This window comes from Pseudomonas sp. UFMG81, from assembly GCF_015354575.1.
Lineage (GTDB): Bacteria > Pseudomonadota > Gammaproteobacteria > Pseudomonadales > Pseudomonadaceae > Aquipseudomonas.
This window is the reverse complement of the sequence record NZ_JACAFQ010000010.1, coordinates 97,926-121,743: the sequence shown is the minus strand read 5'-3', so window position 1 is coordinate 121,743 and position 23,818 is coordinate 97,926. Positions and strand designations below refer to the sequence as shown.

Annotated in this window: 17 protein-coding genes and 1 pseudogene; 7 read left to right on the top strand and 11 right to left on the bottom strand. The window is 65.2% G+C overall.

Going from position 1 to position 23,818, the window contains the following annotated elements:
* Window positions 1-42 precede the first annotated feature (42 nt).
* The 6 genes and pseudogenes from IX761_RS10310 to IX761_RS10285 form a co-directional block, all read right to left on the bottom strand.
* Entirely contained in the window at window positions 43-1,485 is a 1,443-nt protein-coding gene (locus IX761_RS10310) for a PLP-dependent aminotransferase family protein (RefSeq protein ID WP_194789490.1), read from the bottom strand.
* 16 nt (window positions 1,486-1,501) lie between these two features.
* Entirely contained in the window at window positions 1,502-2,938 is a 1,437-nt protein-coding gene (locus IX761_RS10305) for an L-lactate permease (protein ID WP_194789489.1), read from the bottom strand.
* A gap of 12 nt (window positions 2,939-2,950) precedes the next feature.
* Window positions 2,951-3,565, bottom strand: a complete 615-nt coding sequence (locus tag IX761_RS10300) for a glutathione S-transferase family protein (protein ID WP_194789488.1) — start codon at window positions 3,563-3,565, stop codon at window positions 2,951-2,953.
* Window positions 3,562-5,352, bottom strand: a complete 1,791-nt coding sequence (locus IX761_RS10295; protein WP_194789487.1) for an FAD/NAD(P)-binding protein — start codon at window positions 5,350-5,352, stop codon at window positions 3,562-3,564. Before IX761_RS10295 ends, IX761_RS10300 begins: the two co-directional genes overlap by 4 nt.
* A pseudogene (gene sbnA / locus IX761_RS27555) lies at window positions 5,346-7,358 on the bottom strand (2,3-diaminopropionate biosynthesis protein SbnA). The gene IX761_RS10295 and the pseudogene sbnA overlap by 7 nt, the downstream one beginning before the upstream one ends.
* Window positions 7,359-7,872: 514 nt before the next feature.
* Window positions 7,873-8,436, bottom strand: a complete 564-nt coding sequence (locus IX761_RS10285; RefSeq protein ID WP_194789486.1) for a TetR/AcrR family transcriptional regulator — start codon at window positions 8,434-8,436, stop codon at window positions 7,873-7,875.
* Window positions 8,437-8,566: 130 nt separating this feature from the next.
* Between IX761_RS10285 and IX761_RS10280 the strand changes: the two genes are divergently transcribed.
* Together IX761_RS10280 and IX761_RS10275 are read left to right on the top strand one after the other, a co-directional pair.
* The gene (locus IX761_RS10280) at window positions 8,567-9,355 is read left to right on the top strand and encodes an SDR family NAD(P)-dependent oxidoreductase (RefSeq protein WP_194789485.1); all 789 of its coding nucleotides are present in this window, start codon (window positions 8,567-8,569) and stop codon (window positions 9,353-9,355) included.
* Between the two features lie 232 nt (window positions 9,356-9,587).
* Entirely contained in the window at window positions 9,588-9,935 is a 348-nt protein-coding gene (locus tag IX761_RS10275; RefSeq protein ID WP_194789484.1) for a helix-turn-helix domain-containing protein, read from the top strand.
* Window positions 9,936-10,201: 266 nt separating this feature from the next.
* Here the strand turns inward: IX761_RS10275 and IX761_RS10270 are convergent, their stop codons facing one another.
* From IX761_RS10270 to IX761_RS10260, 3 genes are all read right to left on the bottom strand, one after another.
* The gene (locus IX761_RS10270; protein ID WP_194789483.1) at window positions 10,202-10,741 is read right to left on the bottom strand and encodes a Bro-N domain-containing protein; all 540 of its coding nucleotides are present in this window, start codon (window positions 10,739-10,741) and stop codon (window positions 10,202-10,204) included.
* Between the two features lie 587 nt (window positions 10,742-11,328).
* Window positions 11,329-12,579: a ribonucleotide-diphosphate reductase subunit beta gene (locus IX761_RS10265; protein WP_110993000.1), complete on the bottom strand. Its 1,251-nt coding sequence runs from the start codon at window positions 12,577-12,579 to the stop codon at window positions 11,329-11,331.
* Between the two features lie 229 nt (window positions 12,580-12,808).
* Window positions 12,809-15,685: a ribonucleoside-diphosphate reductase subunit alpha gene (locus tag IX761_RS10260; protein ID WP_194789482.1), complete on the bottom strand. Its 2,877-nt coding sequence runs from the start codon at window positions 15,683-15,685 to the stop codon at window positions 12,809-12,811.
* Between the two features lie 835 nt (window positions 15,686-16,520).
* Here IX761_RS10260 and IX761_RS10255 point away from each other — a divergent pair.
* Together IX761_RS10255 and IX761_RS10250 are read left to right on the top strand one after the other, a co-directional pair.
* Entirely contained in the window at window positions 16,521-17,216 is a 696-nt protein-coding gene (locus tag IX761_RS10255; RefSeq protein ID WP_194789481.1) for a response regulator transcription factor, read from the top strand.
* The gene (locus IX761_RS10250; RefSeq protein ID WP_194789480.1) at window positions 17,213-18,817 is read left to right on the top strand and encodes an ATP-binding protein; all 1,605 of its coding nucleotides are present in this window, start codon (window positions 17,213-17,215) and stop codon (window positions 18,815-18,817) included. The genes IX761_RS10255 and IX761_RS10250 overlap by 4 nt, the downstream gene beginning before the upstream one ends.
* Here the strand turns inward: IX761_RS10250 and IX761_RS10245 are convergent.
* Together IX761_RS10245 and IX761_RS10240 are read right to left on the bottom strand one after the other, a co-directional pair.
* Complete coding sequence (locus IX761_RS10245) at window positions 18,814-19,515, bottom strand: 4'-phosphopantetheinyl transferase family protein (RefSeq protein ID WP_194789479.1); 702 nt, start codon at window positions 19,513-19,515, stop codon at window positions 18,814-18,816. The two genes, IX761_RS10250 and IX761_RS10245, sit on opposite strands and share 4 nt — an antisense overlap.
* Window positions 19,516-19,816: 301 nt before the next feature.
* On the bottom strand, window positions 19,817-20,608 hold the full coding sequence (locus tag IX761_RS10240) for a dienelactone hydrolase family protein (protein WP_194789478.1): 792 nt from the start codon (window positions 20,606-20,608) through the stop codon (window positions 19,817-19,819).
* A gap of 133 nt (window positions 20,609-20,741) precedes the next feature.
* Here IX761_RS10240 and IX761_RS10235 point away from each other — a divergent pair, with 133 nt between their 5' ends.
* The 3 genes from IX761_RS10235 to IX761_RS10225 all read left to right on the top strand — a co-directional run bounded on the left by IX761_RS10235 (window position 20,742) and on the right by IX761_RS10225 (window position 23,486).
* Window positions 20,742-21,347, top strand: a complete 606-nt coding sequence (locus IX761_RS10235) for an outer membrane protein (protein WP_194789477.1) — start codon at window positions 20,742-20,744, stop codon at window positions 21,345-21,347.
* Window positions 21,348-21,465: 118 nt separating this feature from the next.
* Window positions 21,466-22,143 carry a response regulator gene (locus IX761_RS10230; protein WP_194789476.1) on the top strand — a complete coding sequence of 226 codons (678 nt, stop codon included), beginning with the start codon at window positions 21,466-21,468 and terminating at the stop codon, window positions 22,141-22,143.
* The gene (locus IX761_RS10225) at window positions 22,140-23,486 is read left to right on the top strand and encodes an ATP-binding protein (RefSeq protein WP_194789475.1); all 1,347 of its coding nucleotides are present in this window, start codon (window positions 22,140-22,142) and stop codon (window positions 23,484-23,486) included. The genes IX761_RS10230 and IX761_RS10225 overlap by 4 nt, the downstream gene beginning before the upstream one ends.
* The last annotated feature ends 332 nt before the right edge of the window (window positions 23,487-23,818 follow it).

Here is a 23,818-nt window from a genome sequence, read left to right as displayed (position 1 = left end):
GCTGGGGCCGCTGCGCAGCCCTTTCGCGACGCAAGGCCGCTCCTACAGCTGCAGTTGTGGTTCTTCGAGCGCCTGCCGGGCACATTCGCCCAACACCTTGAGCCCCTGGCTCAGCTCGGGCGACAGTGGCCTGCCCAGGCACAGGCGCAACCCCGTGGTGGGCTGCCCATCGGCGAAGAAAATCCCGCTGCCGGCGATGTGATAACCCCGCTCATGGGCCAACTGCTGAAGCAGCGCCATATCGGTACCCGGCGGCAGCTCCAGCCAGTGGATGAACCCCCCACGCGGCGGCACGTAGACCGTGCCCGCCGGGAAGGCCGAACGCACCAGCCCCAGCATCGTTTCGTTGACCGTGGCCAGTTGCCCGCGTAGCCGGGCGCAGTGCTCGTCCATGTAGCCGCGGCCGATGAACTCGTTCAGCGCGCTTTGCGCCAGGCTCGACACCGCCAGGTTGCGCGAGAACATCTGCGCAAGGATCGCATCGCGGTACTTGCCGGCCACGCACCAGCCCACCCGGTAGCCCGGGGCGACGGTCTTGGAGAACGACGAACAGTAGATGGTTTGCCCGGTGCTGTCGTAGCTCTTGAGCGCCCGCGGGCGCTCGGCTTCCGGTACCAGGTCGAAGAAGATGTCGTCCTCGATGATCGGCACGTCAGCCTCGCGGGCCAGCTGCGAAAGCCGAGCCCGGGCGGCCTCGGGCATGATGAAGCCACGCGGGTTCTGCAGCGTGGGGTTGAGGAAGATCACATCGACCTTCTTCAGCTTCAGCGCCTCTTCCAGGTGCGCCATGTCCAGCCCGCTGCGGCCATCGGTGCGCATGGGCAGCGCGCGCATCCCCAGGCGCTCGATGGTCTGCAGGATGCCGTAGTAGGTGGGGGTTTCGATGGCCACGGTGGCGCCGGGCCGGGCGACGGCCTCCAGCGCCAGCTCCAAAGCCACGGTATCGCCCGAGGTGACCAGCACCTCGTCCGGCCCGCAAACCACGCCCCGGGTCAGCATCAACCCGGCGATGCGCCGGCGCAGCGCCGCGTGCCCGGGTGGGGTCACCAACCCGGCGACGGACTGGTCGGCCTTGCTGGCGATGTGTGCCAGGCATTTGTTGAGCAGCACGTGGGGGGTGAGGTCGCCGTGCAGCACCGCCGAACTCAGCGACAGCGTGGTGCGGCTGGCCGCCTGCGAGAGCATGGCGACCACTGCGTGGTTGACGTTGACCGTGACGCTGGAGAAGTCGAAGCGGCTGCCGGGGCTGGCCCCGCCTGCCGCCGAGACGAAGTAGCCGACCCTGGGCTCGGTCAGCACATAGGCGTTGGCTTCGAGGTCGGCCAGGGCCCGCTGCACGGTGGTGATGCTGGTGTCGAACAGCCGGGCCAGGGTGCGGATGGACGGCAGCTTGGTTTGCGCCGGCCACTCACCGCTGTCGATCTGGCGGATGATCCAGTCCTTGACTATCCACCAGCGTTTATCAGGTACGTCGAACCGATCCATGGGGGCCTTTGGTGACTCAGGAATGACCCCCCAGAACATAAAGTAAAACCACCCCGGTTGCAGCAACGATGACGATGTTCAGCGCCACCAGGCCAAAGGCGAAGCGGATCAGCCCGTGCTCCTCATCGCGGTTGGCCGCCGCCAGCCCGGTGATCAGCGACAGGATCGACAGCGAACCCAGCGCGCCATGCCCGGCGGCGCTGTTGACCATGGCCGCCAGCCACGGCCCGTAGTCGCTGCCCAAGGCCGCGATCGATGGCATCACCAGGGTGTTGCCGCCCACGTTGGAGCCGGTGACGTAGCCCGCGATACCCGCCAGCAGCGCCACGGTCGGTGCCAGCGACACCCCCGACAACGATTGCAGGGCGCGTTGCGCCTCGACCAAAAAGCCCGCGTTGACCATCACCTGCGACAGCAGCAGGAACAGGAAGATGGTCGCCACCGGGAACTTGGCGCGCTTGAGCAGCGACGCCCACGGGAAGCTACCCTCAGCCCGCTGGCGCAGGGTCATCAGCACGGTGACGATCAGCAGCGCCAGCCCCGGCGAAGCCAGCGGCTTCCACGACACATGCTCGCCCTTGATCACCCACACGCCATCCCAGCCCGACAGCACGAACAGCGCCCGCGAAGCCACGATCACCCCCAGCAGCGCCAGGTACGGCCAGGCCGCCGCCGGCCAGCGCACCAGGCGCTTGCGCTGCACGAACGAAATCACCAGGCCCACGCAGGCCACCGTCAGCCCCGCCAGCACGCCGGACACTTCCGGCCCGACGAAGCGGTTGATACCGTACAGCACCGCGCTGAACAGCAGCGACACCAGGCACAGCCCCAGCCACGGCAGGGCGCTGCGAATCCCGGCCTGCCACAGGGCGATACCCGCCAGCACCAGGAACACCGGCGCGCTGATCAGCGCTGAATGGCTGCCCAGCTCGTTGGCCGGCAGGTGGGTAAGCAAGCCGCCGATCACCGTGGCCAGCCCCAGGGTGCCCCAGGGCATGATGACCATACCGGCCAGGGCGATCTTCATGCCCGCTTGGCGCGAGAACAGCCCCATCAGCAGCGGCACAGTGGCGATCAGCGAGACGCCGAAGCCGGTCATCGCCTCCAGCAGCGGTGCCAGCCCCAGCACGATGAAGATCACCTGCGCCGGTGGCTTCCAGCCCAGTTCGCGCACCCAGGCACCGATGGCCTGCGGCGCGCCGCCGCGCTCCACCAGGATGACGAAGGCCAGCCCCGGCACGATCACACAGGCGGTGCTGAGGAACAGGATTGTCGTATCCTTGATGATCGCCGAGCTGGCGGCGGCCGACAGCGGCGCCGCAGCGCCCAGGCCCCACAGCAGGAAGACCACCGCCACGCCGGCCAGGGCCGCCTGCACCGGCGGGCGACGCACCAGCAGGATCAGCGCGATCACCAGGCCAATGGGCGACATTTGCAACAAGAGAGCAGCCATGTGCTGTGTTCCTTAATCGTGGGTCTGACCGCTGTACTCGGTGGCGCGCATCGAGGGGCGGTCGCAGAAGCGTTGGTACCAGGCGTTCAGGCGAGGGTGCATGGAAAAGTCCGAGAGCTCGCGGAACACGATCCAGTCCAGCGCGGTGCCCAGGGCCACGTGTCCGACATTCAGCGGGCCATCGAGGTCGACCTGCTGTTCGAGGTAGCGGTAGGACTCCTCCAGCTTGTACTTCTGGCCCTCGCCATAGGCTGGGTAGCGCAGGTGCTCGGGGCGGCGCTCGGTTTCCCAACGCAACTTGATGCCGACATCGCACAGGCCCTGGGCCAGCGCTTGCAGGCGCAGGGCCTGGTAGCGCTCGGGGCCTTGCGCCGGGATCAGCTTTGGCCCCTGGTGCAGGGTGTCGAGGTAGTCGCAGATCACGATCGAGTCGAACAGCGCCTCGCCGTCATCCAGCACCAGCACCGGCACCTTGCCCAGCGGGTTGGCCTCATAGATGGTCGCGTTGCGGGTGGTCGGGCTGGTCTCGTGGTGGATCACCTCCAGGCGCTCGGCGAGCTCGAGCTCGTGGGCCATCACCAGCACCTTGCGGGCATAGGGCGAGTGGGTCTGGTAGTAGAGCTTCATGGGGTGGTCCCTGTGTCGAGGATGGCGGCGGCGGCCTTGTGGGCGTCGATGAACAGGCGCGACGGTGCGCCGGCCGAGGTCACGTAGTGGTTGTAGTAGCAGGAGCCTTCGGCCAGCGGCCCGAGCACCCACAGGTTGCGCACCGGTTCACCGTTCACCGCGCGCGGGTGGCAGGCGGCGTCGACTTCGATGCCATCGATGCCGGGCACGTCGGTGCGTGGGCGGATCAGGCCGAGCGCGGCCAGGTCGCGCACCGGGGCGCAGTCGCTGTCGGTGATGCCGCTGCCCTGCACGTAACCGGCCACCCGCCGGAACGGCTTGTGCGCCGGCACCGCGCCGGGCGGCAGGAAGGTCAGCAGGCCCGCGTCGCTCAGGGCCAGCAGGTCGGCGTGGCGTTCCTTTTGCGGGCCGGCCACCAGGCGGTTGATCGCCTTGTGCCAGCGGCCATAGAACTGGCGGTGCGAGGCCTCGGTCAGGCCGTCGAAATCCACCGCTTCGCGCAGGCGGTCACGCAGGTCGCGCCACACCTCGACGGCCGCCTTGACCGCCGATTCGGCGCGGCCCACCCGGGCCTCCTGCAGGTCGGCCTCGATGCTGTCGTAGATCCAGGCATGGTAGTTGTGCGCGTTCACGCTGTCCGGCAGCGCGTGCAGGATCAACGCCTGCGGGTCGATCTTGCCGTCCAGTGCCTCATAGTGGCTCAGCAGCGACTCGCTTTCGTGCAGGTCCACCTGGCTTTGCAGGCTCACCACCCGCAGTTGTTCGAGCACTTCGCGGTGGCGCGCTGGGTCGCTCTTGGCATGCAGCACCGCCACTGCTGCCGCGCGCATCTCCAGCAGCATCAGCGGCAGGATGTCGCGTTCGAAGTCCAGTTGCCCGCCGGGGGCCTGCTGGCGCAGCAGGTCAATGCGCGTGCTGGTGAGGAAGATCGCCTTGTGCCGGGGCGCGCGGGTCAGGCCCGTGGGGCGGGCGCGGAACGGCAGCCCGTCGCGGGACTGGATGTAGAGGATCGGCTCCTTGCCCGACGGGAAGTACACATGGCTGGCGTCGGCCATGCGGTGGTAGGCGCCACCGCGGCCGGCGGTGAGCGCCGCCAGGGTGTCCATGGCGCCCAGCCCCAGGCCTTCGATCAGCACCGCCTCGCCGGGGGCGATGCTGTCGAGGCTGCCCGGCAGCGGGTAGATATCGCCGACCCGGTCTTCCTCCACCGGGCGCTCACGCCCGGTGTGGCCGACGGTGAGCACCAGGCGCTGCACGGTAATGCTCTCGCCTGATGGCAGGTCGAGCACGTAGGCCTGATTGGCGTCGGTGCGCACGGCCTGCACCCGCTGCGGGTGCAGGCGCACGTTCACCCAGGCGGGCGCCGTGGCGAGGATGCGCAGGAAGGCATCGGCCAGATACGCGCCGAGCAGCCGGCGCGGGAGGAAATCTTCCGGCTCGACACTGCGACCCTCCGTGGCCACCAGGCCGGTCTTGGGGTCGACCTTGACCCCTTCGGCCTGGCACCAGGCCAGGAAGTCCGGGCCCGACCGCTCGCGGGCATCGTGCAGGCTGCCCAGCGACGCCGCGTCAGGGTACACCCCCAGCTGGCCGGCCACGGTATTGAGCAGCAGGTAGTCCGGTTGGTCCGGCCAGTGCGCGCCGGTGCCGAAGGCGTTGGGGTCGAAGATATCGATCACCAGCGGCTGGTCCGGGCGCCCCTCGGCGATGCTCAGCAGCCGCTCGAGGATCGACAGCCCACGCGAGCCGCAGCCCACCAGGCCAATGTGCAGGGCTTGGCTCACCATCTGCGCTCCTCCCCGAAGAATGACGGTACTTCGATGGCCGAACCTTGCTCGAGCGCGACCTCGTGGATGCGCCGGCCCAGGGCCAGGTCGAGGATGCCCATGCCGAACGGCGAGTAGATCAGCGGCTTGTCGCGGTTCACCGGCAGCTCGCCGCGCAGGATCTGCGCCACGGTGCCGGTGACGAAGTCGCGGTGGCCAAAGCGCTGTTCGGCCAGGTGCGGCGAGGTGTTGGCCTTCAGGCAGTGGCTGACGTCGTCGAAGAAGTTGTAGGCCCCGGCGACGATCCCGGCATCGATGTCGCGCAGCGAGATGTTCAGCACGACCTGGCCTGGGCGGAAGGTGTCGTCACCGACCACGTACGGGGTGCCGGCGCTGGTGGCGAACACCACGATATCGGCCTTGAGCGCCTCTTCCAGCGACCACAGTTGCACCTGCGGCAGGCCCAGTTGCTCGCCGAAACCGGCCAGTGCCTCGGCCGACTCGCGGTTGAGGTCATGCACGCCGACCTGGCCGAACGACCAGTCGTCACCGATGAAGGTGTCGAGGATGTTCCGCGCGATTACCCCGCCGCCAATGATCGACAGGCTGCCGGCACGCTTTTGCTTGTCATTGAGCAGCCAGGCGCCCAGCACCGCCGAAGCTGCGGTGCGCACCGCGCTGATCAGCGCGCCTTCGAGCAGCGCGTAGGGGTAGCCGCTGTGCGGGTCGTTGAGCACCAGCACCGCCGAGGCGCGGGGGATGCCTGAGTGGATGTTGTCGGGGTAGCTGGCGATCCACTTGATGCCCGACACCGACTGCTCGCCTTGTTTGTCGACGATGGCTGCCGGCAGGGCAATGATGCGGTTGGCCGGCTCTTCGGGGAAGCGCAGGAAGTAGCTGTCCGGGTTGACGGTTTCGCCGCGCTCGTGGGTGAGGTAGGTCTGCGCGACCACCTCGATGGCTTCCTGGCGCATGCCGCCAAGGATGGCCTTGACGGTGGCGCCGGGGATCACGTGGAACGGGGGAATCGAAGCTTGTGCGGTCATGACTGGTTACGCCGTGAGTGACAGAGGGAATTCGGGGAACAGCGGTTGCAACGCGTCGGGGCCCAGCCGCTGGCTGACCCACTCGTCGCTGTAGAGGGTTTCGAGGTAGCGCTCGCCCATGTCCGGGGAGATCGCCACCACCACATCGTCCGGGCGGATCTGCGCCGCCCACTGCTGCACGCCGGCCAGCACCGTGCCGGTGGAGCCACCGAACAGCAGCCCGTAACGCTGCGCCAGCCAGCGGCACACCTGCACCGTGCGCACCTCGGGCACGGTGAGGAAGGCGTGGATATCGCTGGGCTCGTAGATTTCCGGGCGGCGGCTGGTGCCCAGCCCCGGGATATGGCGGGTGCCGCCGGGCAGGCCGAAGGTCACCGAACCCACCGAGTCCACCGCGATCACCTTGGTGTGTGGAGAGTGGTCGGCGAAATAACGCTTGCAGCCCATCAGCGTGCCGGTGGTGCCGGCGCCGACGAACAGGTAGTCGACCTGCCCGAACTTCTCGGCAATGGCCCGTGCAGTGGCGTTGTAGTGGGCCAGCGGGTTGTTCGGGTTCTGGTACTGGTTGAGCCAGATGTAGTCGGGGTTCTGCGCGACCATCTGCTCGATCAGGCGGATGCGCGAATACAGAAAGCCGCCGTTCTCATCGCGCTGGTCGACCACGATCACCTGGGCGCCCAGGGCCTGGATCAGCTTGCGGTTGGGTGCCGAGGTGTTGGGGTCAATGACGCAGACGAACTGGTAGCCCTTGGCAGCGCAGACCATCGCCAGGGCCACACCAAGGTTGCCCGAGGACGATTCGATCAGCCGCGTGCGGGGTGTGATCAGCCCACGGCTTTCAAGGTCGGCGACGATCGCATGGGCGGTCTTGAGCTTGATGGAGCCGGCCGGGTTCAGGCCCTCGATCTTCAAGTGCACTTTGGCACTGCACAGCTGATCGACCTGGATGTAGTTATTTTCGTTTATCAGTTGCTTGATCATTGGGGCATCCCTGTCAGATTTCCTGAACGAAGCGGGCCGTCCGGCGGGGTGCCGGGCGGCTTGGAAATAACGGGGCAGCAGGGAAGTTGAGTACCGGGTGGTAGCGCTTGCCTGTTCTACGGTTATTTACAAACGCGCTTTCCATCCGTGGAAACGATGTTGCTCATGATGTTGGGGTTGGCATGCAAGTGCGCGGCAGGTACTTGGCCTGACGCTGCGGAAGTGATGGTGCGGGTGCGGGAGGGGAGGGCGACAGATACAGAAAATCGGGATTTTTCAATACAGCGGGAGGCGGCTTGCGCGAGCACCTGCCTTGCTCAAAATCGGAACGCCCGGCGCAATACCTGTAGGAGCGGCCTTGTGTCGCGAAAGGGGTGCGCAGCGCCCCCAGGATCTCGATTACACCTCAAGATCGCTGGGGCCGCTTTGCGGCCCTTTCGCGACACAAGGCCGCTCCTACAAAAACTGTGCGAGACAGTTGCCCCCACAGTGCTGGGCAGTGTCCGAGTGAAAGTTATTGCGGTGGAAGCAGCCGGTCCCGGCAAGCCTCAAGAATCTCATCCGCCAACGCCGAATCATCCGGGCAGGCTCGGGAAAGCGTGATGGCGCCCACGAGTGTGGCAATCACGCTCAAGCGCCGGGCACGCTGAGCCTGTTCATCGACAGCATCGGCTGGCCCATCAGCCGCTTGCAGCGTCTCCAACAACTGTTCCAAGCCTTCGGCAAACACCGCCTTGACCGCATCGGGCTGGCGCGCCGCGTCGCTGCTCAGTGCCGCCAGGGTGCAGCCTGCGGCAGGGTTGTCCCGATGTTCGCGCGACAGATACCGATCTAGGTACTGCGCCAGATCGACCCCTTCGCTGCGTGCCGTGCTGCTGGCCAGGCCACAGGCCGCCGCTTCGGCCATAAGATCGGCCTTGGAGCCAAAGTGCTTGTAGAACCCGCCATGGGTAAAACCGGCAGCGGCCATCAGGTCGGCCACCCCAACTCCGTCATACCCCCGCTCGCGAAACAGCGCAGAGGCCGTCTCGACAATGTGCGCGCGGTTGGCTTGGGCTTGTGCCTTGGTGACTTTCATGGCGGGCGACTCCTGCACCGGGGTGGTGAGGCTCATCATACATTGATGTCGTTCATCATCAAAACGTTGACATGGTTAGATTATGATCGTAATCATAATGGCAGACACCCCCAAACTTGAGGATCTACCCATGAGTGCCTTGCCTACTGTTCTTGTCACCGGCGCCTCCAGCGGCATCGGCGCCACCTATGCTGAACGCTTCGCCCAGCGCGGCCACGACCTGGTGCTGGTCGCCCGCGATCAGGCCCGGCTGGAGGCCCTGGCCGATCGCCTGCATGAGCAGTTCAGCGTCGCAGTCGAAGTGCTGGTCGCCGATCTGACCCAGGAAGACGATCTAGCCCGGGTCGAAGCCCGTCTGCGTGAAGATGGCCGCATCGGTGTATTGATCAACAACGCAGGCCAAGGCCAGTCGGGCGGCTTCCTCGGGCAGAACGGCGAAAGCCTCGAACGCCTGATCGGCCTGAACGTCACCGCCGTCACCCGCCTGGCGGCCGCCGTCGCGCCGCGCCTGGCCGAGCAGGGCAGTGGTGCGATCGTCAATATCGGTTCGGTGGTGGGGCTGGCGCCGGAGCTGGGCATGACGGTGTATGGCGCTACCAAGGCGTTCGTGCAGTTCCTGTCCCAGGGGCTGGCGCTGGAGCTGGGGCCAAAGGGCGTCTACGTGCAGGCCGTGCTGCCGGCGGCAACCCGCACCGAGATCTGGTCGCGCTCCGGGCTGGATATCGATTCGCTGCCTGAAGTGATGGAGGTGGAGGATCTGGTCGATGCCGCGCTGGTGGGTTATGACCGGCGTGAGGGGATCACCATTCCGCCGTTGCAGCATGCCGAGCGTTGGGCGGCGCTGGACGGTGCGCGGCAGATGTTGATGGGGGATCTGCGCCAGTCCCTGGTGGCTGAGCGGTATCGCGGCGAGGCGTGAGTGCATTCGCGATTGTTGGTAATTGCCAAGCGCTGAAGGGAAGTCGCTAATGCCTGGAATTCTGGGCTTACTGGATTGTTTTCAGTTCCAATGCCCAGGATTCCGGGCTTTGTGCTTTTCGAGCAATGAATGTTTACCAAGGCCGTAGACGGTTGTTTTGCTGATTTGAGTTGATTATCTTTAGGCCTATAATTTTGTGGCTTAAGTCGTTTTTATGAGGTTAAGCCACGTCATGTTGGATTTAAGTCTCACTAAGCCCAGCGAGATCGTCAGGCGTCTATGCGAGCGCTTGCGCACCGAGCGGCTTGCTCAGCAGATGACGCAAGCGGAGGTAGCTGGGCGCGCAGGTATCGCTACCAATACGGTGTCGAACTTGGAAGCCGGGCGTAATGTGGGGTTCGAGAACCTGGTGCGGGTCGCCATGGTGCTGGGGCGGGCCAAGGAGCTTGAAAGCCTGTTTCTGCCCAAGCTCGACAGCCTTGCCGATCTGCAGCGTTATGAGCAGGGGGCCAAGCGCCAGCGCATCAGAAGCAAACAAACCAGTACCGGGCAAGGGCGCGAATCAAACTTGAATCAATGAGTGCGTTGCCTTACTTGCATGACACTGCGAGGGACCCACCTTCTTCGTTTTTCGCTGCGGTCGACCGAACACCCGTGGCGTGATCCAAGTCCCGCTCTATACTCATCTACGGTCTTGCCCTCGACCACGTGACTGGCATGTTCCAGTCCGGCACACCGATGCCCTTTGTGGCGAGGGCAAGCCCTCTTACTGCCATCACTGATTTCTGTGGGAGCGGGTTTACCCGCGAAGGGCCGCAGAGCGGCCCCAATACGGCACAGGGCTCGTCAATCCCCAACCCCATGCAACCGCAACGCCCGCTGCGCACATTCCTTCCAGCTCAGCTTGCGCTTAGCCGCCACGGCCAAAGGCACTTCCGCCGCCATCACCACCGGCATATCCCGCATCCGTACCCAAGGCTCGCTTTGCCAATACAGCAAACTCGCCGTCTGCCCACCCGGCCAGCACATCCTGCCCAGGCGCGGCAGGTCGTGAAGCGCCGAGTCCTGCCCATCGCGCAGCACCGCCACCACCTCATGGGTTAGCCAGTGGCGCAGGTGGCGGTTCTCCGGAATATGGTGATGGGCCAGCAGGGTATAGGCCCCGGACTCGCTGACCAGGGTGGTCTCGCTGTACTGGCCGTAGCGCAGCAGTTGCACGGTGCGATGCTGGTCCGGGTCGAGCTTGCGGATGCAGTGTTCGTCGAAGAAGCGCCCGGTCATCCGGCCGAGTTCGTGGGCGCAGAACCAGGCTTGGGATTCGAGCCAGAGAGTGTGGAGGGGGCGGTTGTGGCGGGTGAAGAGGGTGGAGGAGTAGTGGTTGTCCATGATGGGCTATCCAGAATCAGGAGAGCCGTTTCTAACGGGAACGGGATTCCGCCGCGTGAGCGTTCTTAGCGCTTGGAGAAACTAGCGTGGTTTGCCGGGGTTAAACAGCGGCAAATCTGTAGGGTGTTTCTTGATTTGATATCTGATGTTTGAGGGGCATTTTGAGTGCTATAGCGTGAGGGCCACCAAGTGTTCGCCGAAAGCCTTTTGGCGCCTATCAGATCGAGCGCCGCCCGCGCGGCGCATCGCGGCACAAGGCCGCTCCTACATCTGTTTCGGCTGCGGCAATCCTGTGAGAGAGGCGGCGCCTGCTTTGGTGCATGTCTCACGTAGTGCGGGACGACTGCAACGCCCACCGCGATATCGCGTCATGCCAACAAGGCGGACAGCGGTAATGGTCCAGGCGTAATTGGCCCGAAACAGATGTAGGAGCGGCCTTGTGCCGCGATGCGCCGCTCGATCTCATAGGCGCTGCAAAAATGCCGACGAACATTTGGTAGCCATCAGGGAACACCTTGAGGTGCACGGTTTGAACACGCAACAAAAAAGGCTGCCCGAGGGCAGCCTTCCTGGAGTAGCCGGACAAATCAGTCCCAGCTCAGAGCACCACCAGTCTGATACTCAATCACGCGAGTCTCAAAGAAGTTCTTCTCCTTCTTCAAGTCCATAATCTCGCTCATCCATGGGAACGGGTTAGTAGTCCCCGGATACTCTTCCTTCAACCCAATCTGGGTCAAACGACGGTTGGCAATGAACTTGAGGTAATCCTCCATCATCGCTGCGTTCATCCCCAGCACGCCGCGTGGCATGGTGTCACGGGCGTATTCGATCTCCAGCTGAGTCCCTTGCAGGATCATCTGGGTCGCTTCTTCCTTCATCGCGGCATCCCACAGGTGCGGGTTCTCGATCTTGATCTGGTTGATCACGTCGATGCCGAAGTTCAGGTGCATGGACTCGTCACGCAGGATGTACTGGAACTGCTCGGCAACGCCGGTCATCTTGTTGCGGCGGCCCATGGACAGGATCTGGGTGAAGCCGCAGTAGAAGAAGATGCCTTCCAGGACGCAGTAGTAGGCGATCAGGTTGCGCAGCAGCTCTTTGTCGGTCTCGACGGTGCCGGTGTTGAACTCCGGGTCGGAGATGGCGCGGGTGTACTTCAGGCCCCAGGCGGCTTTCTTCGCGACCGATGGGATCTCGTGGTACATGTTGAAGATCTCGCCTTCATCCATGCCCAGCGACTCGATGCAGTACTGGTAGGCGTGGGTGTGGATCGCCTCTTCGAAGGCCTGGCGCAGGATGTACTGGCGGCACTCGGGGTTGGTGATCAGGCGGTACACGGCCAGGGCCAGGTTGTTGGCAACCAGGGAGTCGGCGGTGGAGAAGAAGCCGAGGTTGCGCATCACGATGCGGCGCTCGTCTTCGGTCAGGCCGTCCATGCTCTTCCACAGGGCGATGTCGGCGGTCATGTTGACCTCTTGCGGCATCCAGTGGTTGGCGCAGCCGTCGAGGTACTTCTGCCAGGCCCAGTCGTACTTGAAAGGTACCAGCTGGTTGAGGTCGGCGCGGCAGTTGATCATGCGCTTTTCGTCAACAGCGACGCGGGCCGAGGAGCCTTCCAGCTCGGCCAGGCCTTCGGCGATGTCCAGGGCGTCCAGGGCAGCCTTGGCGCGCTTGACGGCGTCGGAGTCCGAGGCAGTGGCGGCGCGGGCTTCCAGGGCGGCGGCACCGCCGGCGCTGTCGAGCTTGTCCAGAGTGGCGGCTGCGGCGGCTTGTGCGCCGGTGTTGCCCTTGGCGGCTACTTCGCCGTCTTCTTTATCGAATTCGTCCCAGCTCAGCATGGTGAGTTCTCCTGCTTGAGGGCCATCTTGAGTATGGCCGGTGGATCTTGGTTGCGGTGCGGTGCACGCAAATCTGGATGCCCTTTGAGGGCTGGCCGCAGCGGTGGGCTGCGGCTTTTTATGTCTGGCTGAAGGGCGGTGTTGGCCGCTTCGCGGGTAAACCCGCTCCCACAGGGTTCCGTGTGGCTACACGGAAAAGAGGCTTCCCGGGGGAAGCCTCAGCCAAGCCTTACTGGCAGGCTTCGCAATCCGGCTCGTCGATGGCGCAAGCCTTCGGTACCGGGGCAGGGCCTGCGGCCTGGACCGGGGCGCTGTCGCCGCCGCTCGACACGGCGTTGAGCTTGCCGGTGTTGATGGTCGACTTCTCGGTGCTGGTCGCGGCCAGGGCACGGAGGTAGTAGGTGGTCTTCAGACCACGGTACCAGGCCATGCGGTAGGTCACGTCCAGCTTCTTGCCCGAAGCGCCAGCAATGTACAGGTTCAGCGACTGGGCCTGGTCGATCCACTTCTGGCGACGCGAGGCGGCATCGACGATCCACTTGGTCTCGACTTCGAACGCGGTGGCGTACAGGTCTTTGAGCTCCTGCGGGATGCGCTCGATCTGCTGCACCGAACCGTCGTAGTACTTCAGGTCGTTGATCATCACCGAGTCCCACAGGTCGCGGGCCTTCAGGTCGCGCACCAGGTACGGGTTGATCACGGTGAATTCGCCCGACAGGTTCGATTTCACGTACAGGTTCTGGTAGGTCGGCTCGATGGACTGCGACACGCCAGTGATGTTGGCGATGGTCGCGGTCGGCGCGATGGCCATGATGTTCGAGTTACGAATACCTTTTTGTACGCGAGCACGCACCGGTGCCCAGTCCAGGCTTTCGGTCAGGTCGACGTCGATGTACTTCTGGCCACGGGCTTCGATCAGGATCTGTTGCGAATCCAGCGGCAGGATGCCCTTGGACCACAGCGAACCCTGGAAGGTCTCGTAGGCGCCGCGCTCGTCGGCCAGGTCGCAGGAAGCCTGGATCGCGAAGTAGCTGACCGCTTCCATCGACTTGTCGGCGAACTCTACTGCGGCATCCGAACCGTACGGAATGTGCTGCAGGTACAGCGCGTCCTGGAAGCCCATGATGCCCAGGCCGACCGGGCGGTGCTTGAAGTTCGAGTTACGCGCTTGCGGCACCGAGTAGTAGTTGATGTCGATCACGTTGTCGAGCATGCGCACGGCGGTGTTCACGGTGCGTTGCAGCTTGGCGGTGTCCAGCTTGCCATCGACGATGTGGTTCGGCAGGTTGATCGAGCCCAGGTTGCAGACCGCGATCTCGTCCTTGTTGGTGTTCAGGGTGATCTCGGTGCACAGGTTCGAGCTGTGGACCACGCCCACGTGCTGCTGCGGGCTGCGCAGGTTGCACGGGTCCTTGAAGGTCAGCCATGGGTGGCCGGTCTCGAACAGCATCGACAGCATCTTGCGCCACAGGTCTTTGGCCTGGATGGTCTTGAACACCTTGATCTTGTTGTACTCGGTCAGGGCTTCGTAGTACTCGTAGCGCTCTTCGAAGGCCTTGCCGGTCAGGTCGTGCAGATCAGGCACTTCGCTTGGCGAGAACAGGGTCCACTTGCCGTCATCGAAGACGCGCTTCATGAACAGGTCAGGGATCCAGTTGGCGGTGTTCATGTCGTGGGTACGACGACGGTCATCACCGGTGTTCTTGCGCAGCTCGATGAACTCTTCGATGTCCAGGTGCCAGGTTTCCAGGTAGGCACACACGGCGCCTTTGCGCTTGCCACCCTGGTTCACGGCAACGGCGGTGTCGTTGACCACTTTGAGGAACGGCACGACGCCTTGCGACTTGCCGTTGGTGCCCTTGATGTACGAACCCAGGGCGCGCACCGGGGTCCAGTCGTTGCCCAGGCCACCAGCGAATTTCGACAGCATGGCGTTGTCGTGGATCGCGTGGTAGATGCCCGACAGGTCATCCGGCACGGTGGTCAGGTAGCAGCTGGACAGTTGCGGGCGCAGGGTGCCGGCGTTGAACAGGGTTGGGGTCGAGGCCATGTAGTCGAACGACGACAACAGGTTGTAGAACTCGATCGCACGGGCTTCTTTGTCTTTCTCTTCCAGCGCCAGGCCCATGGCCACACGCATGAAGAACACCTGCGGCAGTTCGAAGCGCACGCCATCCTTGTGGATGAAGTAGCGGTCGTAGAGGGTCTGCAGGCCCAGGTAGGTGAACTGCTGGTCGCGCTCGTGGTTGATCGCCTTGCCCAGTTTTTCCAGGTCGAAGTCGGCCAGGGCCGGGTTGAGCAGTTCGAACTCGATACCTTTGGCCACGTAGGCCGGCAGGGCCTTGGCGTACAGGTCGGCCATCTCGTGGTGGGTGGCGCTGTCGGCCACATCCAAGAAGCCCAGGCCTTCGGCGCGCAGGGTGTCCATCAGCAGGCGGGCGGTGACGAACGAGTAGTTCGGCTCACGCTCCACCAGGGTGCGCGAGGTCATCACCAGGGCGGTGTTGACGTCCTTGATGGCCACGCCGTCGTACAGGTTCTTCAGGGTTTCGCGCTGGATCAGCTCGCCATCGACTTCGGCCAGGCCTTCGCAGGCTTCGCTGATGATGGTGTTCAGGCGCGCCATGTCCAGCGGCGCCAGGCTGCCGTCGGCCAGGGTGATGCGGATGCTTGGGTGCGGCTCGACCACGGCGCCGGTGTTGGCGCGGGTGGCGCGCTCTTTGGCGCGCTGGTCGCGGTAGATCACGTAGTCGCGGGCGACTTTCTGCTCGCCGGCGCGCATCAGGGCCAGTTCGACCTGGTCCTGGATTTCTTCGATGTGGATGGTGCCACCCGATGGCATGCGACGCTTGAACGTGGCGGTGACCTGCTCGGTCAGGCGCGCGACGGTGTCGTGGATGCGCGACGAGGCGGCGGCGGTGCCGCCTTCAACTGCGAGGAACGCCTTGGTGATGGCCACGGTGATCTTGTCGTCGGTGTAGGGGACGACAGTGCCGTTGCGCTTGATCACGCGCAGTTGGCCCGGGGCGGTGGCGGCCAGATCCTGGTTGGAATCGGCCAGCGGCGCCTTGGCCTGCGGGTTCTCGCGAGTTGTGTCGGTTTGCATGGGTGGGTGTCTCCACAGTTTCTATATTGTTCAGGCGCCTGTTCAGCGCCCACCGTTCCATCCACTAGCCTGGTGGGCCTGTGCGGGCGGCGGCATGCACGCGCATGCGCCCGCTCGGGCTCACCGACTTCGGGACAGACTCAGGAATAAGGGCAATAACCTGCCGCTCCCTGGCCGAAGTCAAAGGTTCTGGGCCGTGCCCAAAATCTGTTGCTGATGAGTGCGCGGCCTTGCCTGCAACACTCATACCCGAACAAGGCCGTCAGCGGCGTTGCCTCGGTCGCCTCCGCAGGAGCGGTTTGGCTCATGAAATCACGTTAAGTTCAGCCAGAAAATTCGCTTGAATTTGCCTGCTGACTTGTGTTTGTGATTTTGCGCAAACCCCAACATCTAGTGGTTCGCTGCGATGGGGATACAAGATAATGCGGTCTGGGGGGCTTTGCAAGGCGGGCGCCTGTGGATAACTTGTGGGTACTTTGTGAGTGATTCGTGGGTATCGGTTGTAGGCCTTGTCCCAAGAGGTTTGCACTATTTTTTAGCGCTGCCGTGCCCCCGCGCAGAATTTTGCGGGCGCGAACCCTATCACAAAAACCGCTTCAGTCCAGAGGCTTGTGATGAGGTTGGCAGGGGTGGGGGCGGGACGTAGTATCCGGGGGCGATGTTGCTTGTTGATGAACGGGAATCATCACGCGAATCACGGGATCAGGTTGCCTGTGCCGGCCCTTTCGCGGGTAAACCCGCTCCCACAGGTACTGCTCGGGTTCTGTGGGAGCGGGTTTACCCGCGAAGAGGCCGGCACTGGCATCCATAAAACAACAATCAAAAGGCAGAGGCCATGGACCAGCCAAACAACCGCATCCTCATCGTCGAGGACGACCAGCGCCTCGCCGAGCTCACCGCCGAGTACCTGCAGGCCAACGGCTTCGAAGTGGCAGTGGAGGGCGACGGTGGCCGCGCCGCGCGGCGCATCATCGACAGCCAGCCGGACCTGGTGATCCTCGACCTGATGCTGCCCGGCGAGGATGGCCTGAGCATCTGCCGGCGGGTGCGCGGCCAGTACGCCGGCCCCATCCTCATGCTCACCGCCCGCAGCGACGAGCTCGACCAGGTGCAGGGGCTCGACCAGGGCGCCGACGATTATGTGTGCAAGCCCGTGCGCCCACGCCTGCTGCTGGCGCGCATCAACGCCCTGCTGCGCCGTAGCGAAGCCCCCGAACGCCGGCAGGAGCTGGCCTTCGGCCCGCTGCATATCGACAACCGCCTGCGCGAGGCTCGGCTGGCCGGGCAGCTCATCGACCTGACCGGCGCCGAGTTCGACCTGCTGTGGCTGCTGGCCAGCAACGCCGGGCGGGTATTGTCCCGCGAAGAAATCTTTACCTCGCTGCGCGGGGTCGGTTACGACGGCCAGGACCGCTCCATCGATGTGCGCATTTCCAAGATCCGCCCCAAGATCGGCGACGACCCGATCACCCCGCGGCTGATCAAGACCCTGCGCAGCAAGGGCTACCTGTTCGTCGGCGAGGCCCCATGAATTCGATCTTCCTGCGCATCTACGGCGGCATGCTCGCCGTGCTGGTGCTGGTGGCCGTGCTCGGTGTGCTCAGCCTGCACCTGCTCAACGAGGTGCGTGCCGGCCAGCACCGTGAGCGCCTGGCCCAGGGCACCTTCAGCCTGATGGCCGACAACCTGGCGCAGCAGAACGCGGTGGAGCGCCAGCGCTCGCTGGTGATCTGGGAGCGCCTGCTGGGGGTGCCGCTGGACGTACGCCCGATGACCGCGTTCACCCTCGACGGTGGCCAGCGTGCGCGGCTGTACCGCGACCTGGTGGTGGTGGAGAAGACTGGCCCGCACGCGGCCCGGGTGCTGCGCCGGATCGGGCGTGAAGACCAGCTGCTGGTGGCCGAGGTCAAGCAGATCAGCGAGCAGTTGGCCCGCGCCACCCTTTACCTGCTGGCCGACGAGCTGGTGCGCTACCCCGTGACCGAGCAGCAGAACCGCCTGGCGCAGATCCGCCAGAGCAAGGGCTTTGGCTTCGATGTCGCCCTGCAGCGCATCGAGCGCGCGGCGCTGGACGACGACCAGCGCCGGCGGGTGGAGGAGGGCGACACGGTGATGGCCCTGGGCCGGGATGGCGATTCGATCCGGGTGTTCGCGGGCCTGACCGGCTCGCCCTGGGTGCTGGAGATCGGCCCGCTGTACCAGCTCAACCCGTATCCACCGCAGTTGCTGATCCTTATCGCCTTCCTTGGGCTGTGCCTGATCGGCCTGGTGGTGTACCTGCTGGTGCGCCAGCTCGAGCGGCGCCTGTCGGGCCTGGAGGTGGCCGCCACGCGCATTGCCCAGGGCAGCCTCGACACCCGCGTGCCGGCGGGCGACGCCGACTCGGTGGGGCGCCTGGCCGAAGCCTTCAACGGCATGGCCGAGCACCTGCAACGCTCGCTGACCATGCAGCGCGAGCTGGTGCGCGCGGTGTCCCACGAGCTGCGTACGCCGGTGGCGCGCCTGCGCTTCGGCCTGGAGATGATCGAGAGCGCCAGCACCGAGCAGGCCCGCGCCAAGCACCTGGCCGGGATGGACGGCGATATCCAGGACCTGGACAAGCTGGTCGACGAGATGCTCACCTACGCCCGCCTGGAGCAGGGGGCGCCAGCCCTGAACTTCCAGGCCGTGGACCTGGACGAGCTGCTGGCGCGGGTAATCGATGAGTTGGCGCCGCTACGGGCCGACGTGCGGGTGCTGCGCGGCGAGTGCCATGGGCTGGACGGTGGCGGCGCCTGGGTCGAGGCCGAGCCGCGCTACCTGCACCGGGCCTTGCAAAACTTGGTGCGCAATGCCATGCGCCATGCCGAAGCCGAAGTGCGCCTGAGCTATGAGCTGGGCCAGCAGCGCTGCCGCATCGATGTGGAAGACGACGGCCCGGGCATTCCGGAAGGGGTGTGGGACCGTATCTTCACGCCCTTCACCCGCCTCGACGACAGCCGCACGCGCGCGTCGGGCGGCCACGGGCTGGGGTTGTCGATCGTGCGGCGGATCATCTACTGGCACGGCGGCCGCGCCCTGGTCGGGCGCAGCGAGCAGCTGGGCGGGGCGTGTTTCAGCCTGAGCTGGCCGCGCGAGCAGCCAGGCGACTAAACGCTGATCAAACTGAGCAGGTGGCCATCCTGCAGGCAGAACTGGCCATCGAGCTCGACGCCGTGGCGCCACTGCGCCGACAGGTCGGTGAGCAGGCGCAGGCGGGCATGGCCATCGGCCGACCATTGCAGCACTTCGGCGTGCTCGAAGTAGAAGCGCTGCCTGGTCAGCGGGTAGAGCGTCTTGAACAGGCTTTCCTTGAGCGAGAAGGTCAAGGTCACGACCAGGGCCTGCTGGCGGCGATCCAGGCGTTCGAGTTCGGCGGGGGTGAGGATCTCGCCGGCCAGGCGCTCGGCGCGCTCGTCACTGAGCAGGGTTTCCTGATCCAGCCCCAGGCCCTGGCAGGCGCCGTCGGCGGCCACCACGGCCGCGGCCCAGCCCTGGCCATGGGTGATCGAGCCGTGGATGCCGGCAGGCCAGATGGGCGAGCGGTCTTCGTGGGTGGCGGGCACGTAGTCGCGGCCGTCCAGGCGTTGCAGGGCGTCGCGGGCGCACACCCGGCCGGCCAGGTACTCGGCCTGGCGCTTGGCCACCGAGCGTTGCAGGCTGGCGCTGTGTTCGATGCCGGCGCGCTGGAAGTCGTCGGCGGCGAGCTTTTTCGGGTCGAAGGCGCAACTGACCAGCACCGCGCCGGGCAGCGGGCGGGGCAGGGGCCAGTGGTGCTGGAGCGGGGCGCAGCAGGTGGGGAGTCTGTTCATGGCGGGTATTGTGCCAGCCGTTGGGTGGGCGGTGGAGCTGTAATTGCTGGGGCTGCTGTGCAGCCCTTTCCGGCCGGTCCGGCGCCCCGGCAAGGCCGCTCCTACAAAGACCGCGCAGTTCCTGTAGGAGCGGCCTTGTGCCGCGAAAGGGGTGCGCAGCGCCCCCAAGATCTCGAGTACTCCCAAAATCGCTGGGGCCGCTCTGCGGCCCATTCGCGGCACAAGGCCACTCCTACAGAGACCGCGCAAGATGTAGGAGCCGGCTTGCCGGCGATGGGCCGCAAAGCGGCCCCGGCAATCCTCAATCGAACGCGGTCTTGAGGAACGCCTGCATGTCCTTCCACGAGCTTTCATCCGCCGCCTTGTCATAGCCGATATCCGGCCCGCCATGCCCGCCATGGCTCAACCGGTCGGCGTCGGGGTTGGTGAACCCATGCTTGGCCCCTGGAATCCCGACGAACTTGTAGTCGACCTTGGCCGCATCCATTTCCGCCTTGAACGCCGCCACCTGCTCCGGCGTGACCATGCTGTCGGCCTCGCCATGCTCCACCAGGATCTTCGCCCGGACGATGCCAGGCTTGGCGGGTGTTTGCGTCGCCAGCGCGCCATGGAAGCTCACCACGCCATCGAGCTTCTCGCCCCGGCGCGCGGCATCGAGCACCACCTTGCCGCCGAAACAGTAGCCCACGGCTGCCAACTGGTGCTTGTTGGTGTTCGGTTGCAGCTTCAGCAGCTCAAGGCCTGCATCGAAGCGCCGGGCCGCCGCTTGCGGGTCCTTCATCGCCGCCGCCATGAACGCCTGGGCATCCTGCGGGTGCTCGGTGTTCTTGCCGTCACCGTACATGTCGATGGCCAGGGCGTTGTAGCCCAGCGCTGCAAAGTCACGTGCGCGGCGCTTGGCGTAGTCGTTCAGCCCCCACCACTCATGCACCACCACGATGCCGGGGCGCTTGCCCTCGATCGCGTCGTCGTAGGCGAAATAGCCGACGTAGCGCTTGCCGTCGGCGTCCTGGTAGGGGATTTCACGGGTCTGCACCGCCGCCTGGGCGAGGGCGGTACTGCACAGCAGGGCCAGGGCAAGCAGGGAACGCATGGGCAAAGCTCCTTCTTCGGCGTTGGGTACTTCGTTCAGCCGCAGTTCAGGCTGGGTTCAGCGGTCGTTCAGGGCGACCTCCCTACTCTAGCCCCCAGACAGTAACAACGCATCCAACGGGAGTACCTGAACCATGAAAACCCTCAATACCCTCATCGCCGCCATGGCCGTTTGCGCCGCTGGCCTGACCACCACCGCCCAGGCCGACGACACCTTCGCCAGCCTGACTTACGGCCAGACCAGCGACAAAGTGCGCAAGTCCGGCCTGCTGCAAAGCAACACCGACCACCTCAACACCGACGGCATCATCGCCAAGGACGGTACCTGGGGCGTGCGCGTGGGCAAGATGAACGACCAGGGCCGCTACTACCTCACCTACGACAACGTCTCCGGCGACCACAGCGGCCTCAAGCTGCGCCAGGAAAACCTGCTGGGCAGCTACGACCTGTTCCTGCCGGTGGGCGACACCACCAAGCTGTTCGGCGGTGGCTCGATCGGTGTGACCAAGCTGTCCCAGGAGTCCTCCGGCTACAGCCGCGACACCGACACCGGCTACGCCATCGGCCTGCAGGCCGGCGTGCTGCAACAGGTCACCGACAATACCTCGGTAGAGCTGGGCTACCGCTACCTGCGCAGCAACGCCGCCACCGAGCTGTCGCCCCACGGCGGCGCAAAGAGCGGTACCCTGCGCCTGGACAGCAGCGCCCAGACCTACCTGGCGGCCAACTACAAGTTCTGAGGCCGCTGTTATCCTGTACGGGCACTATCGCGGGGCAAACCCGCTGCCACAAACACCTGTGGCAGCGGGCTTGCCCCGCGATAGTGCCCATAGAGGCAACCCGAAAAAGGAGATCCACATGAAATTGCTGGTGGTCGAGGACGAGGCGCTGCTGCGTCACCACCTGTTCACCCGCCTGGGCGAAGGCGGCCATGTGGTGCAGGCGGTGGCCAACGCCGAAGAGGCGCTGTACCAGGCCGAGCAGTACAACCACGACCTGGCGATCATCGACCTGGGCTTGCCGGGCATGAGCGGGCTTGACCTGATCCGCCAGCTGCGCAGCCTCGGCCAGACCTTCCCGATCCTCATCCTTACCGCCCGTGGCAACTGGCAGGACAAGGTCGAGGGCCTGGCCGCCGGGGCCGACGACTACGTGGTCAAACCCTTCCAGTTCGAAGAGTTGGAGGCGCGTCTCAACGCCTTGCTGCGTCGCTCCAGCGGCTTCACCCAATCGACCATCGCCGCCGGCCCCCTGGTGCTCGACCTCAACCGCAAGCAGGCCACCCTGGACGACGCGCCGCTGGCGCTCACCGCCTACGAGTACCGCATCCTCGAATACCTCATGCGCCATCACCAGCAAGTGGTGGCCAAGGACCGGCTGATGGAGCAGCTCTATCCAGACGACGAAGAGCGCGACCCCAACGTCATCGAGGTGCTGGTCGGCCGCCTGCGGCGCAAGCTCGAGGGCGCTCACGGCTTCAAGCCAATCGACACGGTACGTGGCCTGGGCTACCTGTTCACCGAGCGCTGCCGATGATCCGCTCGCTGCGCGTGCGCCTGATGCTGGCGGCGGCGTTGCTGGCGCTGCTGTTCATGCTGGCGCTGTTGCCGGCGTTGCAGAAGGCCTTCAGCCTGGCCTTGCAGGAGTCCATCGAGCAGCGCCTGGCCTCGGACGTGACCACCCTGATTTCCGCTGCGCGCATCGAGCGCGGCCAGCTGCAGATGCCGGCGCTGCTGCCCGACGAGCGCTTCAACCTGCCCTACACCGGCCTGCTCGGCTATATCTTCGACCGCCAGGGCAAGCTGGTCTGGCAGTCGCGGGCCACCCGCAACCAGAACATCAACTACCAGCCGCGCTACGACGGGCGCGGCAACGAATTCGCGCGCATCCAGCAGGGTGATGGCGACGAGTTCTTCGTCTATGACGTCGAGGTCAAGCTGCTGGGGGGCAAGAGCGCGGCGTTCAGCATCGTCGCCTTGCAGCCGGTGAGCGAGTACCAGCACACCCTCGACGGCCTGCGCGAAAAGCTCTACCTGGGCTTCGGTGCCGCGCTGTTGGCGTTGCTGGCGTTGCTTTGGGCCGGCCTGACCTGGGGGCTGCGCTCATTGCGCCGGCTCAGCGTCGAGCTCGACGAAGTCGAGGCCGGTGCGCGCGATGGGCTGAGCCGTGAACACCCGCGCGAGCTGCTGCGCCTGACCGGCTCGCTCAACCGCCTGCTGCGCAGCGAACGCGAGCAGCGCCAGCGCTATCGCGACTCGCTCGATGACCTGGCGCACAGTCTCAAGACCCCGCTGGCGGTCTTGCAGGGGGTTGGTGAAGACATGGCCCAGGGCAAGCAGGCGCCGGAGCAGGGGCGGGTGCTGCAAAGCCAGATCGAACGCATGAGCCAGCAGGTCGACTATCAGTTGCAACGCGCCAGCCTGCGCAAGAGCGGCCTGGTGCGCCATCAGGTGCAGCTCGAACCGCTGCTCGACAGCCTGTGCAGCACCCTGGCCAAGGTTTATCGCGACAAGCGCGTCGAGGTGAGCTTGCAGGTGCCCGGCCAGGCCCGGGTGCCGATGGAGCAGGGCGCCTTGCTCGAACTGCTCGGCAACTTGCTGGAGAACGCCTATCGGCTGTGCCTGGGGCAGGTGCGGGTGAGCCTGCTCGAGACCCCGGGGCTGTTGGAGCTGTGCGTCGAGGACGATGGCCCCGGCGTGCCGCCCGACCAGCGCGAGCGCATCCTTGAGCGCGGTGAACGGCTGGATAGCCAGCATCCAGGGCAGGGTATTGGGCTGGCGGTGGTCAAGGACATCATCGACAGCTATGACGCCGAACTGAGCCTGGGTGATTCGCCCTTGGGCGGGGCGGCGTTCCGGATCGTCTTCCACCTGGAGTGAATGCACCGGCCCAATCGCCGGCAAGCTCCCACATCTTGCGCGGTCTCTGTAGGAGCGGCCTTGCCGGGGCGCCGGACCGTTCGGAAAGGGCCGCAAGCGGCCCCGGCGATCTTGGGCATACTCGAGATCCTGGGGGCGCTGCGCACCCCTTTCCGGCCGGTCCGGCCCCCGGCAAGGCCGCTCCTACAATAAAGCGCTGCAAGGCAGTTGCGATCGGCGTAGTTCCTGTGGGAGCCGGCTTGCCGGCGAAGAGGCCCTTCAGGCTATCGGGCGGATTCCCGCCAACCTGCCTTGTACGATTTCCGCCATCGGGCGGAAATCCGCCATTTCCT